Genomic DNA, 15,431 nt, shown 5'->3' with positions numbered 1-15,431 from the left:
GGCTGTGGTGAGTGGTAAGGAGGGTTAGAACCCTCCTTACCACTCACGAGCCGCGGCAGACTTCGTGAACCGTGCTAGACGAGCAGCAGGAACAGCAGGCCGTTCGGCGTGCCGAGCCCCGTCACGTCGTCGTAGCCGGGGGTGGTGTGGATGGTCAGGCCCTGGTAGTCCAGCGTGCGGACCGAGCGGAGCAGGCCGTCCGAGGCGTCGACCGAGTTCGCGTAGTCGACGCGGGCCACCGCGGCGTCCACGTGCTTCACGTCGGTGATCGCCGGCGTGCGGGACGTCAGCTTGTAGATCACCGGGTTGATGAAGCCGTGGTGGAAGTGGTCGAAGCTGTCGGCCACCGCCATGATGCCGGCGAACACCGGCGACGCGAGGCTCGTGCCGCCGATCCGGTACTGGTCGTAGTGCGCACCCTCCGGGAAGGTCTGCGTCTGGCCGACCAGGAAGCCGGTGTTCGGGTCGCCGACCGCGGAGATGTCCGGCACGACGCGGCCCTTGTTGTTGCCGGTCTGGTTCTTCTTCGCCAGCGCGTCCGGGACGACACCCTTCTGGTAGAAGGGCTGCGCGAACAGCCGGCTCGTGCCACCGCCGGAACCGCTGGTGTAGGCGGCCGGGCCGTAGACCCCGTTGGTCAGCGTCGACTTGCTGGTCTCCCAGCCGGTCTCGAAGATCCTCTTGCCGTCCTTGCCGATGGCGATGGACGTGCCGCCGACCGCGGTGATCCACGGCGCCGAGGCGGAGAAGTCCGGCGACGGCGTGCCGAGGCGCGCGACCTCGTCACCGTTGTCGCCCGAGGAGAAGTAGACGCCGATGCCCTCGAGCACCGCCTGCAGCGAGATCTGGTTGAACACCTTGACCTCGTCGGCCGGGATGTCCTCGCCGGTGTCGCCGTAGGAGTTCGACACGATGTCGGCCTTGTGGCCGGCGATCACGTAGTTCAGCGCCACGTCGAGGGCGTTGTCCTCGCAGGATTCGCCGCCGACGTAGAGGATGTCCGCACCCGGGGCGAGCCCGTGCGCGGCCTCGACGTCGAGGGTCTCCTCGCCGTACCAGCCGGCCGCGTCGCACTGGTCCGGCGGCTCGAGGACCGGGTTCGCCGGGAAGACGTGCTGCTTGAACTGGCTCTGCTTGAGCGGGTGCGCCGGGTCGTTCTTCTTGGCGTACGTGCTCGCGTCGGCGTAGATGGTCGGCGAGGCGAAGGCGTCCACGATGGCGATCGTGGTGCCCTTGCCGTCGGCGCCGACCTTGTCGATGCCGTAGGCCGACCGCAGCTGCGCCGGGGTGTAGCCGCAGGGGGCGTACGGCAGCTGCTTGCCGTTGTAGGCGGGATCGGTGGTGTCGATCTTCTCGCCGTAGTAGGCGCTGCACGGCGGCGCGTTGCGGAACCCGGGCCCGGGCGCGACGTCCGACGGCGTGCCGGAACCGGTCGCGTGGTCCGGCTTGAACAGGTTGGTCGCCTGGTCGACGCCGACCACGCCGAGCACGTCCCCGGCCAGGTTCGCCGGCACCGACAGGTTCTTGTCGGCGGCGCGCAGCGTCTGGCCCTTGACCCGGTACTTGCCGAGGTCGACGGCGAACGCGTTCTCCGTCTGGGCCGCGGTGCCGGTGGCCTCGACGTACGCCTTGTTCGACGGGATCTCGCCGATGCTGAAGCCGCTGCCGGTCAGCCACGCCTTGACGGCGTTCACCGTCGCGTCACTGGCCGCGAAGCGGTCACGCACCTGGTCGGGGCTCAGGTACTGGCGGTAGGCCTTGCTGTCCGGGTCGGACACGGCCTGGGCCAGCGCCTCGGCACCGGCGTTGTCGCGCTGGTTCAGGTAGACCCGGAAGCTCAGCTTCGCGGCGGGCGCCGTGTCGGCGACCTTCGCCTGCGCGTTCGCCCACAACGGGTGGGACTGCGGGATGTCCTGACGCCCCTGCGCGGACGCCGTCGCCGGCAGGGTGCCGGTCAGGCCACCCACCACCGCGAGCGAGAGGAGCAGGGTGGAGCTTCTTCGCACAGAAATCTCCCTCTTCGAATGCGGCCCCCAGGAAATGGGCCTTGGAACACCGGGTGAGACTAGATCGGTGTTCCACTCGTGCGGAAGTGCTTGCGGAACCGTTATCTCGCCTGGAATTCGCCGGCCGTTAACGGTGGTACGGAAATCCGATTTGTCGCGGAGAAAACGCGAGGAATGGTATTCGATGCGCGGTTGGTCCGATTCGTGCCGGTACCGCGGACCACGCGCTCCGGGCGGGCGCCACCTACCAAAGTAGGTTGCTCCGTCCACTCGGGACAGTCCGGCGGTGACGGCAGTTCGGCCGTCACGCCAGCCGCCGGTCCACCTCCGCGGGAGCGAACACCGCGTCGACCACCATCGCGACCGCGCCGGCCAGTGCCATTCCTTCGCCGCGGCCGCCGATTTCCACGCGCAGGTTCTGCGTCGCCCGGGGCAGGGCCCTCCGGTACAGCACCTCCCTCACACCCGCCACGAAGTGCGGCTCCGCGAGATCCCCCGCGATCACCACCACTCCCGGGTTGACCACGCACACCAGCGTGGCCAGCACCTCCCCCACCTGGCGGCCCGCCACTTCGGCGAGCCGGACGGCGGCCGGCTCGCCCGCCACGATCCGGTCGCGGACGCCCGAACCCGACGCCGTCGGCAGGCCCAGGTCCGTCAAGCGGGCCGCCAGCGCCCCGCCGCCGGCGACGGCCGCCAGGCAGCCGTGGGAGCCGCACAAGCACTGCGCTTCCGGGTGCCCGGGGAGGCGGATGTGGCCGATGTCGCCCGCGCCGCCGTCGATGCCGCGGTACACCTCGCCGCCGAGGACCAGGCCGGCGCCGATGCCGGTCGACACCTTCACGACGACCAGGGCCACCGAGTCCGGGTGGCGGGCGCGGTGCTCGCCCAGCGCCATCAGGTTCGCGTCGTTGTCCACCAGCACCGGGGCGCCGACCCGCGCGCCGAGGTGGTCGTCGATCGGGTAGCCGTCCCAGCCCGGCATGATCGGCGGCTGCGTCACCCGGGCGCGGCCGGGCTCCACCGGGCCCGGCACCGAAACACCCACTCCGCACACCGGCCGGTCCACCGACGCCCGCAGCTCCTCGAACCACTCCGCGATCCGGTCGAGCACCGGCTCCGGGCCGTCGGCGACCCGCAGCTCCCCCGCGCGACGGGCCAGGACCCGTCCGGCCAGGTCGGTGACGGCCGCCTCGGCGTGCGTCGTGTCGATGCTCGCGGCGAGGACGACGGCGTGCCGCTCGTCGAACCGCAGGTGCCGTGCGGGGCGGCCGCCGGTGGAGTCCTCCTGGCCGCCCTCGGCGAGCAGCCCGGCCGCCTGGAGCCGGTCCAGGCGGGCGGTCAGCGTCGAACGCGACAGCCCGCTGCGTCCCTGCAGGGCCTTCCGGGTGGTCGCCTGCCCCGTCCGGACCAGCCGCAACAGCTCGCCGGCGCTGGTCATCCCGCGACCCCCTTCGGACTTTTGTCCATTGACAAGACACAAGTCGGAGATAGATTGGACATATGAACGTAACATGGGGGCGGGCGGTCGAGGTCCTGGCGGGCAACTGGCTCGGCGCGTCGACCGTGCCCTCACGCGGGCTCTACCCGCACCAGTGGAGCTGGGACTCCGCCTTCATCGCCCTCGGCCTGCGCCACCTCTCCCCCGAGCGGGCGCGGCGCGAGCTGGTGACGCTGTTCGAAGCGCAGTGGGCCGACGGCCGCGTCCCGCACATCGTGTTCGACCCGGGGACGCCGCCCGAGGCGTACTTCCCGGGGCCGTCGTTCTGGCAGGCCGGGCGCACGTCGGGCCTGGTCCAGCCGCCGGTGCACGCCCGCGCGGTGCTCGCGGTGCACGAGACCGCGCCCGATCGGGAGTTCCTCGCGGCGCTGTACCCGAAGCTGGTGGCCTGGCACGACTACCTGCGAACCGGCCGCGACGCGGGCGGGCGCGGGCTGGTGGCGATCGTGCACCCGTGGGAGTCCGGCATGGACAACAGCCCGGCGTGGGACGAGCCCCTGTCCCGGGTCCCGCTCGCCACCGGGTTCGTCCGCCGCGACCTCGAGCACGGCGAGGCCGGCGACCGGCCGAGCGACGACGACTACGGCCGGTACGTCCGGCTCGCCGCCGCCTACCGCGACAGCGGCTACGCCGATGCCGGCGAGTTCGTCGTGGAGGATCCCGGCTTCAACGCCCTGCTGGCCGACGCCGAGCTGGCGCTGGCCCAGATCGCCGAGGAGCTCGGCCTGCCTTCGGACGCGCACCGGGAAGCGGCGGCCCGCGTCGAAAAGGCGTTGCAGGAAACGTTGTGGGACAACGGCTTCTTCTTCGCCCGAGACGTCTGCACCGGCTCGCTGATCCGCGAGCACACGTGCGCGGGCCTGCTGCCGCTCGTGCTGCCGGACTTGGCGGTCGCTCCGGCCCTGCTGGAGACGGCGACCGGCCCGCGCTTCCGGCTGGGCCGGGTGCACGGCGTCCCGAGCTACGACCTGACCGCGCCGGGTTTCGACCCGGGCCGCTACTGGCGCGGGCCGTCCTGGTCCAACGTCGGCTGGCTGGTCCGCCACGGCCTGCTGCGCCACGGCGAGTTCGCCCTCGCCGCCCGGCTGCGCGAGGACCTCGTCGAGACGGCCGCGCAGACCGGCTTCGCGGAGTACGTCGACCCGCTGACCGGGGCCGGGCACGGCACCCGCTCGTTCAGCTGGACCGCGGCGCTGGCCGTGGACCTGCTGGCCGAGCGGACCTGAGGAACGGGCCGCCCAGCCGCGTTCGGGGGCGGCTGGGCGGTCTGTCCGGCTCAGCCCGCCGCGGTCGCGTAGTCCGAGCCCACCCAGGTTTCGTCGATCCGCAGCCGCTTGTAGCGCGAACTGTCGCTCGACGCCGCGTACGTGCTCGTCACCTGGAGCCGGACGTACCGGGCGGTCACCGCGGAGAGGTCGGCGAACTGGACGCCGCGGTGGCTCGGCAGCGTCCCGGACTTCACCGCGCTGCCCCAGTCCTTGCCGTCACTCGACACGAACACCTTGTACGCCTTGATCCGCGCCGACTGCTCGCTGTCCGACCGGGCGTAGCTGACCGAGTCCTCCCGCTGGTTGATCCCGAGGTACTGCACCTTCTTCGCCGTCCCGAGGTCGTAGTCGAGGTTGACCGGGAGCGTCTTGTTGTTGTCGAAGTAAGTGAGGTAGCCGCCGTCGCTCGCCGCCTGTCCACTGTGGCCACTGGCGGACGCGCTCGCCTTGAGCGTCACGGTCTTCGGGTCGTACGTGCCGGTGCGGCCGGCCGTCTCGACCTTGAACACCGTGTCGTAGGTGTCCCAGCCGGACAGTCCGGTCAGGGACAGGCTCCCGCTGCCTTGGCTGAAGGAGATCGCCGCGCCGGTGCGCAGGTTCGTGACGCGGCGGACGCGGTAGCCGTTGTCGCGGATCTTGAGCGTGCTCCCCGACGGCTTGGTCAGGACGTGCACGTACTGCGCGTCGCCCTTGATGGTGATGACGCCGTGGGCGCCGTCGTTCCAGAAGCCCGGCTGCATGCCGCCGTACAGGTACCCGGCGCCTTCGGTGCCGCCGAGGGACTCCCAGATCGCGTCCAGGTAGGTCTTCGCGAAGTTGTTGAACGCCTCCTGGTTCGCGGGGAACTTGCCGTTCACCATGGCCGTCTCCGCCATCAGCGACTTGATCGACGAACCCGAGTTCGTGATGAGCCGGCCGAGGTTGAGCATCTTGGTCACCGGCGGGTTCGAGCCGCCGTACCACCACGAACCGGTGTCGGGGAGCTTGAAGCACGCTTCGGTGAGCCGGGGCATCGCCGTGTACGTCGCCTGCGGGTAGTCGTACGACGGTGTCATGCCGGTCTTCTGCTCGTTGCTGATCGTGTCCATGATCGGGGTGTCTTCGTTGTTGTTGCTCAGCAGGTAGTCCGGCCGCTGCTGGTAGATCTGCCGGTAGAGGTCGTGCGACTCCCAGTAGGCGTTGTCGTTGTCGATCCAAAAGCCGCCGAGGTCGGGGTAGTTCTTCATGACCTCGAAGAAGTTGTCGTAGCTGAACTGGCCGAAGCCGGCCTGGCTGTCGAGGTCGACGTCCTTGCCCTTGTACTTCGAGTAGCCGGCCGAGTCGAGCCACTCGTGGCCGCCCTCGTCGTGCCACTGGGCGTCGTTGGTCATGTAGAGGATGACCTTGAGCCCGCGGGCCTTCGCGGCGGCGATCAGCTCGCCGAGGAAGTCCCGCTTGGTGCTGCAGCTGCCGGGGATCTTCGACGGCCAGGCCCGCGAGTAGCCGAGGCGGCTGTGGAAGGAGGCGAGCACGAGGTAGGACGCGTGCAGCTTCTCGGCTTCGGTGACCCAGTAGGCGGGACTCCACCCGCCGTCGGTGATCGCTTTTTCCCAGGCGCTGCAACTGGTGTAGCCGGGTGCCGTGCGCATGCCCCAGTGCAGGAACAGCCCGGCCTGGCTGTCGCGCAGCCACTGCTGGGAGGGTTTCTGCAGATCGGCCGAAGCCGGCGCGGCGATGAGCCCGGACACCGCCAGCGCCGCCGCGCACGCGACGAGCACCTTGCGGAGGAACCTGTCTGCCATTGACGACCTCCAGTGGTCTGGTCCACCCGGTGGTGTACTCCCCACGAACAGCGTTGGTCAAGACTTACATCCGACCTTTCCGCGGAGTTTCGCTGGCCGGTACATGTTCACTGCGGCCGTTCGGGTTAAATATCTGATATATGACGCGAGAGATCTGATCTCTCTTGACGTCGGCTCCGGGAGGCGAGTAGATGTTTCCCCGAGAGCGCTTTCGCTCACCAGACCATCGCTCCGGCGACACGGGCAGCACGCCGCGCCCCCCAGAGCTGGTCGGGATGCCGACGGACGGCGGATCGGCATCCCGGCCACCTTCTTCACCGCGTCGCGGGGCCAGCGTATGAGAGGGACGACGATGTCCGAACATCCCCTTCGCCCGACCCGGCGCGCGGTCCTGGCCGGCACGCTCGGCGCCCTGGGCGCCCTCGCCGCGGCGGGTCCCCTGGCGCGGGCGGCGGACCAGCTGCCCCCGATCGGCGGCGCGGCGCCGCCGCCGGACTGGTCACGTGCCGTGATCGACTCGACGATGAAGCGCTACACACCCGACAAGATCGGCGGCTGGGGCTACACGCTCGGGCTGTACCTCTACGGGCAGTACCTCTTCTACAAGCGCACCGGCGAGAAGAAGTACCTCGACTACATCATCGCCTGGTACGACCGGTTCATCACCGACAGCGGCATCTCCAACAGCTTCACCAACCTGGACTCGATGCGCTCGTGCCAGATGCTGCCGCTGCTGTACGGCGAGACGGGCCGCAAGAAGTACAAGACGGCGGCCGACCAGCTGCGCAAGCGGTTCCCGTCCTACCCCCGCACGTCCGACGGCGGCATGTTCCACGCGACCAGCAAGGTCGGTCAGCTGTGGGGCGACGGCGTCTACATGGCCCAGCCGTTCCTCGCCCTGTACGGCGCGGCGTTCGGCGACGGCGGTTACTGCTTCGAGGAAGCGGCGAAGAACATCGTCGTGTACTTCAGCCACCTGCGCGAACCGGCGAAGGGCCTGCTGTACCACGCCTACGACGAGGACGGCTCGGAGTCGTGGGCGTCCGGCTCCGGGCACCACTCGAAGTACCACTGGGCGCGCGCGATCGGCTGGTTCGGCATGGCGACCATCGACATCCTCGAGGTCCTGCCGACCGACCACCCGAGGCGGGCGGCCCTGATCGACGTCATCCGCTTCCTGGCGGCGGGTTACCAGCGGTACCAGGACGCCTCGACGGGCCGCTGGTACCAAGTGGTCGACCGCGGCGGCGACGCGAAGAACTGGCTGGAGACGTCGGCGTCCTCGATGTACACGTTCACCATGGCCCGCGGCGTCCAGCGCGGCTACCTCCCGGCGTCCTACCAGGCGGTGGCGGATCGCGGGTACGCCGGCGTGCTGCGCAAGGTGTCGCTCGGCTCGGACGGGCTCACGAACATCACGGACATCTGCGAGGGCACCAACGTCGGAGACCTGTCGTACTACTACGCCCGGGCCCGCAAGACCAACGACTTCCACGGCCTGGGCGCGTTCCTGATCATGAACGAGCAGTATTCCCACTGACCACCGCGACGCCGCAGAAGGGGCCCCGGCCAACCGGCCGGGGCCCCTTCGTCCTGTGCGGTAACCCGGATCTCGCGTGATCGAGCACGGAACTCGCGTGATTGAAGCCGGAACTCGCGAGTTACGGCCCTGATCACGCGAGTTCCGGCTTCAATCACATGGGATACGGAAACGTCAGCAGGTGGAGGTGGAGTCCGAGGTGGTGATCCGGAGGGCGGAGCCCGCGGTGGTGGCCGAGTCCTTGACGCAGTAGCCCGTCACCGACTGGAAGCCGACGTCGAACGGGCTCTTCGAGCCCTTCTCCGCCGTGAAGTGGTCGAACGTGATGTCCGAGCTGTTGTTGACGATGCTCGCCGGGCGGCCGTCGTCCTTGGCGAACTCCACCGAGCTGTTCACGAAGCGGATGCCCGCCGCGTAGTGCAGGTACCAGCCGTACGACGGGCGGGTGCCGATGCTCTTCGGGTTGTAGTCCGTCGCCGTGTTGCTGGGGACACCCGTTCCCATCGTCCCGTTGCCGCCCGGCACGTTCAGCTTCACGCCGGTGAACGTGACGTCGGAGACCCGGTGGCCGCTGTCCGCGCCCCAGATCGTCGGGCTGAAGTTGCTGCCCGTGTGCGTGCCGGTGATGTTGTCGAACGTGATGCCGCTGATCGAGCCGACCCCCGGGTTGTTGCCGCAGCGCTTACGCGTGCCGATCTTCATCATGATCGGCGAATACGTCCCGGACATCGTGATGTCGCGGTAGTGGACGTCGGAAATCTTCGCGCCGTCCATCGAAACGATGCCGATGCCGGACTTGTGCGCGCCGGTGATCGTGATGCCCGAGAAGTGGTAGCCGGTGAAGTCGCCGCACGTCTCGGAGCCGAACATCAGCGCGTTGCAGCAGACCGCCGACAGTTTCGCGCCCGTCACCGTGACGTTCCCGTTCGGCAGTTTCGCGCCGAGCGCGTAGTCGCTCTTGAACACCAGCGCGTCGTCGTTCGCCGCGATCGAAGCGTTGGTGATCGTTACGTTCGTGGTGCTGATGATGTTCCAGCCGTCGCGGTCGCTCGCCGTGTCGATGGTCAGGTGGTCGGAGACGACGTTCGTGCAGCCGTTGATCAGCGCCGCGAAGTGCCCGCCGCGGCGCAGTTTGACGCCGGAGAGCGTCAGCCCGTCACACCGGGTGAGGGACAGGATCTTGTCGGCCTCGCCGGACTTCGGGTTGCCGGTGATGAGGTTGCCGCCGCCGTCGATCGTGCCCGCGCCGGTGAAGCCGATGTTCGTCAGCTTGTCGCCGAAGAACATCGCGTTGTGGAAGTGGCTGTGGCCGTAGTCCTGGTAGTCGTCCCACTGGTTCGACTCGGGCTTGTCGTAGGTGTCCGCGCTCGACCCGGTGATGGTGGCCCCGGCGTCGAGCTGGATCGTGACGTTGCTCTTGAGGTGGACGGTGTTCGCCGACTTGTAGGTGCCGGAGGTGAACCGGACGGTGCCGCCGCCCGCCGCGTTCGCCGCGGTGATCGCCTTGTCGATGGCGGCCGAGTCGTTGGCCGACCCGTTCCCCTTGGCGCCGTAGTCCTTGACGTCGTAGACGCCGCCGGGCGCGGCGGCGGAAACGCCGGCGCCGGCCACCACCAGCCCGGCCACCGCGAAGGTGATCAGCAAGAGTTTTTTCACCGTGGAACCGCCTTGTCATGGATTCGAAGAATTCGGCATGACGGCGGAACACCCAGATTACGAGTGGGGCGAACGAAATGTCAAGATCGCCCGGGGACCCGCGCCACCCCCAGTCGCGGCGCGGGTCCCCGTGTCCATTCAGGATTCTCGGAGTCTACCTTCACCGGGCCCGCGGGCCCCGTGCGTTTTTCACGGTCCGCCACGTGAATCCGCCATGATCGGGAGTCACGCAGCGTGGTTTCAGACCTTCTGGAGCCCGGCCTTCCCGGCCTGCACCACGTAGCTGACGTCGTTCTTGATCACCACCGACGCCGGGTCGTACACGCTCGTGTCGGACGTCGTCATGAAGTCGGCCCGCAGCTGCGACGGCGTGGTCGTGACGCGGACGTACCCGCGCTCGCCCTTGCAGTACTTGACGTGCGGGTTGTTCGCGTACCAGGCCGCGCTCGGGGGCGAAGCGGTGTCGCTGTTGCTGGTCACCGACGTCGTGACCAGCTCCGAGCCGATCACCGGGTCGCTGTGGTCGAAGTAGTCGAGCCGCAGGTCGGCGGCCCAGTGCCGGTGGACGTCGCCGGTGAGCACGACCGGGTTGGCGACCTTGCGGTCGACCCAGCCCTGCTGGATCCGGTTGCGGGAGGCTTCGTAGCCCTGCCAGGAGTCGTTGCTCTCGCAGGTGGCCTTGTTGCCGTCGGAGTCACGCGTGGCGAAGAAGACCTGCTGGCCGAGGAAGTCCCAGGTCGCCGGGTGCGACTCGAACTGCTTGAGCAGCCACGCCTCCTCCGTGGCGCCGAGGATGCTGCGGGAGGTGCTGCGCATGTCGGCGCAGGCCGGGCCGGCGTCACCGGAGGGGTCGGGCACCTGGGCGCTGCGGTACTGGCGCGTGTCGAGCATGTGGAAGCGGGCCAGGTTGCCCCAGAGGAACTGCCGGTAGAGCTGGATCGACGCGCCGTTCGGCTTGGCCGTCGACCGGATCGGGGTGTTCTCGTAGAAGGCCTGGAACCCGGCGGCCTTGCGCGCGGCCGTGGCCGGCGAGGTGGTGCCGTTCCAGTTGTTCATCACCTCGTGGTCGTCGAACACGACGATCCAGGGCGCGATCGCGTGCGCGGCCTGCAGGTCGGCGTCGGTCTTGTGCTGGGCGTGGCGGGCGCGGTACTGCGCGAGCGTGGTGACGTCCTCGGTGAACGCCAGGCTCCGCGGGTTGCGCTCCTGCGCGGTGCGGCCCGACTTCTTCTCGTAGATGTAGTCGCCGAGGAACAGCACGAGGTCCGGGTCGTCGGCCACGATGCCCTTGTACGCGTGGTAGTAGCCCTCCTCCCAGTGCTGGCAGGAGCTGAAGCAGTACTTGAGCTGGTTGACCGCGGCCCCGGCGGCGGGCGCGGTGCGCGTCCGGCCGACCGGCGAGAGGTAGCCGGAGCTCTTGAACCGGTAGAAGTACTCGCGGGCCGGCTGCAGCCCGGTCGGTTCGATGTGGACGCTGTGCCCGGACGCGCGGACGGCGTCCACCGAGCCCCGCTGCACGATCGAGCTGAACGCCGCGTCGTTCGCGATCTCCCAGTCGACCGCGTAGGTGGCGTCCGGCATGCCGCCGAAGCCGTCCGGGTTGAGCGGCGCCGGCGCCAGCCGCGTCCACAGCACCACGCTGTCGGGCAGCGGGTCGCCGGAGGCGATGCCGAGCTGGAAGGGATCGTGGACGGCGGGGGCGGCGGCCGTGGTGCGGGCGTTCGCCCACGACGGGAGCGCCGCCGAAGCCGCGGTGGCGGTGACCGCGGCGAGCCCGCCGAGCAGCACCTTGCGCCGGTTGACCTGACCCATGGGAAAGCCCTTTCTCGTGGTGGACGCGGTCAGGCCGCGAAGTCGGTGATGCCGTCGCTGCAGGACTTGAGGTCGGGCTTCGCGGTCGTGTAGTTCGCGACGCAGACCTTGTAGAAGACCCAGCCCCCGTGCGGGACCGTGACGGCCTTGTCGACCTTCGTGCCCTCGCCGCCGGAGTTCCAGACGTAGAACGGCCCGGCGCCGCCCTTGAGCCAGTAGGCGACCACGGCGGAGTAGCCGTCGGCGTCGGTGTCGTAGACCAGGAAGTGCGAGTCGGACGAGCGGTACTGCGCCTCGCCCGCGCAGGCGTCGGCGCACTGGCCGCTGCCCGAGCCGACGCCGCAGTCGGGCGCGACCCGCGTGTCGGAGTTGGTGAAGACGTAGGTGTCCGAGATGTACCCGCCGAGCGCGGGGACGTAGTCCCACAACGTGCCGGTGCCGTACGGGCCGGTCACCGACGAGCCGTTGACCTGGCAGTCGATGGCGACGGTGGCGCCGTTGGCGACGGTCTTGACCGCCGTGGCGGCCGTGGTGGGTGCGCGGCGGACGTTGAGGGGGTCGCCCGCGGTCTTCACGGTCCCGCTCGCCGCCGCGGACGCCTCGACCGCGCCACCGGTCAGGAGCGCGCCGACCGCGGCCAGGGTCAGGCCGGTACCGGCGGTGCGCCGGAGGATCGATCGCTTCATGCCGGCAGCGTCGGCCTTCGCCGTACACGTTCCGTACAAAGGCCGCCCTGTGCGCTCGGACACTCCGAATGGATCTAGCCGGTGCGCCCGGACGGTCCTAGAGTCCGGGACATGGGGGAACTCATCGGGCAGGTTGAGACCACCTCGCTTACCATCCGCGTCCTCGGTCCGCTGGAGGTCACCGCCGCCGGGCGGGTGATCGCCCTCGGGGGCCCGAAGCCCCGGCTGCTGCTGGCCGCGCTGGCCCTGCAGCCGAACGTCGTCGTGTCGACCGACGTGCTGGTGGAAGTGCTGTGGCCGGACTCGGCGCCGCGATCGGCCGCGGCGAACATCCGCACGTACGTCCATTCCCTGCGAAGACGGTTCGCGGAGATCCACCCCGACCTGGGCGAGCGGATCAGCAGCCGGGCCTCCGGCTACCTGCTGACCGCGGCGCCGGAAGAACTGGACCACCTCGCGTTCGCCGCCCTGGCCGGCGAAGCGCAGGAAGCGCTCGACGGCGGCGAAGCCGAGAGCGCCCTCAAACTCCTCGACAAGGCCGACGCGCTGTGGCGCGGCGAAGTCCTCGAAGGCCTGCCGCACGACCACAGCTGGGGCGCGACCGTCGCCCGGCTCACCGAGCTGCGGCTGTCGGTGCAGGAACAGCGCCTGCGCGCGCGGATCGGCCTCGGCCGTTCCGGCGAGGCCATCGCCGAGCTGCGCGGCCTGGTCACCGAGCACCCCCTGCGGGAAGAACTCTGGGCGCAGCTGATCGTCGCGCTGCGCGCCGCGGGCCGGACCGGCGACGCGATCGAGGCGTACGAGTCGGCCGAGCGGGTCCTGCGCGAGGAGCTCGACGCCGAACCGGGCGCCCGGCTGCGCGAGCTGCGCGCGACCCTCGTCCCCGAAAGCGTGCTCTCCCCCGCGCGCCCCGCCGATGTCGCCCCGGTCTGCCAGCTGCCTCTGGACCTTCCGGACTTCACCGGCCGGGACGCGCTGATCCGCGACGTCGTCACCCTGCTGCGGGAGCGCGCGGATTCCGGCACGCCCGCCGTGGTCGTGCTGTCGGGCGCGCCCGGCGTCGGCAAGTCGGCGGTCGCCGTCCGGGTCGCGCACGCGATCCGCGACGAGTTCCCCGACGGCCAGCTGCACGTCGACCTGGCCGGCACGTCGTCGTCGCCGCGCGCGCCGATGAGCGTGCTCGCCGAACTGCTGCGCACGCTGGGCATCCCCGACGCCGGTCTGCCGCGCGAGCTGGCCGAGCGTTCGGCGCTGCTGCGGTCGCGGCTGGCCGGGCGGCGGATGTGCGTCGTGCTCGACGACGCGGGCAGCGAAGCCCAGGTCCGGCCGCTGCTGCCGGGGGCCGGGGTGTGCGCGGTGCTGGTGACCAGCCGGATCCGGCTGCCCGGGCTGGCCGGCGCGAAGCCGGTGGACGTCGACCTGCTGCCCGAGGCCGAGGCCGCGCGCCTGCTGGAGGGCATCGTCGGCGGCGAGCGGGTGGCTGCCGAGCCGGAGAGCGCCGCGGCGATCCTGCGCCAGTGCGGGCACCTGCCGCTGGCGATCCGGGTGGCGGGCGCGAAGCTGACGCACCGGCCGGGCTGGACGTTGCGGCTGCTGGCCGACCGGCTGGGCGACGAGCGCCGCCGCCTCGACGAGCTGCGCGTCGGCGACCTCGCCGTCCGCGCGAGCGTGACGTTGTCGTACGACCTGCTGCCGATGTCGGCGGCGACGGCCTTCCGCGGGCTCGGCCTGCTCGGGCCGGTCCAGTTCCCGGCGTGGACGGTCGCGGCCGTGCTGGGCCGCCGGGAGGCCGAGGACGTCCTCGACGTGCTAGTCGACGGCCACCTCGTCGAGCTGGTGGGCTCCGATTCGGCAGGACAGCCGCGGTACCGGCTGCACGACCTGCTGCGCGTGTATGCGGTGGAGCTGGCCGAGCGGAGCGACGCGGCCAAGACCCGCGCCGGCCTGCGGCGGGCGTTGGAGGGCTACCTGGGGCTCGCACTCGAGGCGGCGCGCCGGATGCCGCTGCACTTCTTCGGCGCGTACTGCGACGACGAGCTACCGCGCCCGGCGGTGCCTTCCGACGTCCTGCCCGAGGACCCGGCGGCGTGGTTCGCGGCCGAGCGCCACACGACGGTGGCGGCGGTCTCGTTGGCTGCCCAGCACGGATTCGACGACTTGGCGTGGCAGCTGGCTTCGGCGTTGACGCCGTACTTCGACCTCCGCGGCCCCCAGGACGACTGGCACAGCACCCATTTGGTGGCGCTGGCGGCGGCCCGAAGGACGGGCTCGGCCCGCGCCGAGGCGATCGTCCAGCGCAACCTCGGGCAGTACCTGCTGTACCAGGACGAGTACGCCGAGGCTCGGGTGGCGTTCGAGGAGTCGAAGAAGCTGTTCGACGCGGTCGGCGACGCACAAGGGGTGGCTGTCGCACTGACGGGGCTGTCGACGATCCTGCGCATCGAGGGCGACGACGACCTGGCCCTCGACCACTGCCACGAGGCACTGGAGCTGTTCGCGGAGGCCGACGACCCGAACGGAGAGGCGGTGGCCCGCCTGGGAGCGGGAGCGGTGTGGATGTCCCGAGGCTGTTACGCGGCGGCAAGGCGCTGGATAACGGACGCGCTGGAGCTGTCGGCCTCGATCGGCGACCGCCACCGAGAGGCCCACGCCCTCAAGCGCTTGGGCTTGCTGTTCCAGCACCAGGGCAACCTGGCGGCGGCCCGCGAGCACGTGGACCGGGCAATAGCAATCTTCACCGACCTCGGCGACGACCACTGCGTGGGGTACGCAAACCAGAACCTGGGCGAGTTGTGCTTGCACAGCGGAGATTTCGCCCACGCCCAGCTGCTACTGGTGAACTCCCTGGCGGTCCACAGGCGCAATGGGGACCGCCGCTCGGAGGCGGAGGTGTCGCAGCTGCTCGGGGAGCTGCACCGGGCATTGTCGCAGCCGGAGCGCTCGCGGGACTATTCGGAGAGGGCGCTGGCCATCTGGCGCGAGCTGTCAACGCGCCCGAAGGAGCCGACGGTCGTGGTGGCCGAGGAGCGCCCGCACATCGCTTCAGCCTGAGTTCGGCGCGGCAGCCCGCGCACAACGACCGCCCCCGGCCACACCTCCGGCCACACCCCCCCTGCCGAACCGATACGCAGCCGCCCTCAGCGGCCGACAGGCTGTGTCAAGGCGGGAAAGATGCCTTGAC

The 15,431-nt window shown here is 70.2% G+C and carries 9 protein-coding genes; 3 read left to right on the top strand and 6 right to left on the bottom strand.

All coding sequences use genetic code 11. The annotated features are described in order from the left end of the window. Positions 1-74 precede the first annotated feature (74 nt). Positions 75-2,006 carry a S53 family peptidase gene (locus tag ACWEVN_RS38240; protein WP_310977588.1) on the bottom strand — a complete coding sequence of 644 codons (1,932 nt, stop codon included), beginning with the start codon at positions 2,004-2,006 and terminating at the stop codon, positions 75-77. 304 nt (positions 2,007-2,310) lie between these two features. Continuing rightward, entirely contained in the window at positions 2,311-3,447 is a 1,137-nt protein-coding gene (locus tag ACWEVN_RS38235; protein ID WP_452054525.1) for an ROK family protein, read from the bottom strand. A 62-nt stretch (positions 3,448-3,509) separates the two neighbouring features. Between ACWEVN_RS38235 and ACWEVN_RS38230 the strand changes: the two genes are divergently transcribed. After that, a complete protein-coding gene (locus ACWEVN_RS38230) occupies positions 3,510-4,733 on the top strand; it encodes an amylo-alpha-1,6-glucosidase (RefSeq protein ID WP_452054524.1) in 1,224 nt (407 codons plus the stop codon). 50 nt (positions 4,734-4,783) lie between these two features. Here the strand turns inward: ACWEVN_RS38230 and ACWEVN_RS38225 are convergent, their stop codons facing one another. Further along, the gene (locus ACWEVN_RS38225; protein ID WP_452054523.1) at positions 4,784-6,556 is read right to left on the bottom strand and encodes an alpha-L-fucosidase; all 1,773 of its coding nucleotides are present in this window, start codon (positions 6,554-6,556) and stop codon (positions 4,784-4,786) included. A gap of 352 nt (positions 6,557-6,908) precedes the next feature. On the opposite strand from ACWEVN_RS38225, the gene ACWEVN_RS38220 reads away from it, so the two are divergent. Beyond that, a complete protein-coding gene (locus tag ACWEVN_RS38220; protein ID WP_452054522.1) occupies positions 6,909-8,096 on the top strand; it encodes a glycoside hydrolase family 88/105 protein in 1,188 nt (395 codons plus the stop codon). Positions 8,097-8,270: 174 nt separating this feature from the next. Here ACWEVN_RS38220 and ACWEVN_RS38215 read toward each other — a convergent pair whose 3' ends face one another. From ACWEVN_RS38215 to ACWEVN_RS38205, 3 genes are all read right to left on the bottom strand, one after another. Continuing rightward, entirely contained in the window at positions 8,271-9,752 is a 1,482-nt protein-coding gene (locus ACWEVN_RS38215; protein WP_452054521.1) for a glycoside hydrolase family 28 protein, read from the bottom strand. A gap of 240 nt (positions 9,753-9,992) precedes the next feature. Beyond that, positions 9,993-11,564, bottom strand: a complete 1,572-nt coding sequence (locus ACWEVN_RS38210; protein WP_452054520.1) for an alkaline phosphatase D family protein — start codon at positions 11,562-11,564, stop codon at positions 9,993-9,995. A gap of 29 nt (positions 11,565-11,593) precedes the next feature. Continuing rightward, positions 11,594-12,250 carry a hypothetical protein gene (locus ACWEVN_RS38205; RefSeq protein WP_452054519.1) on the bottom strand — a complete coding sequence of 219 codons (657 nt, stop codon included), beginning with the start codon at positions 12,248-12,250 and terminating at the stop codon, positions 11,594-11,596. A gap of 111 nt (positions 12,251-12,361) precedes the next feature. On the opposite strand from ACWEVN_RS38205, the gene ACWEVN_RS38200 reads away from it, so the two are divergent. Next, entirely contained in the window at positions 12,362-15,301 is a 2,940-nt protein-coding gene (locus ACWEVN_RS38200; RefSeq protein ID WP_452054518.1) for an AfsR/SARP family transcriptional regulator, read from the top strand. The last annotated feature ends 130 nt before the right edge of the window (positions 15,302-15,431 follow it).

The organism is Amycolatopsis sp. NPDC003861, from assembly GCF_053605405.1.
Note: the sequence above shows the minus strand (reverse complement) of the source record. Positions and strands in the feature narration are given on the sequence as shown.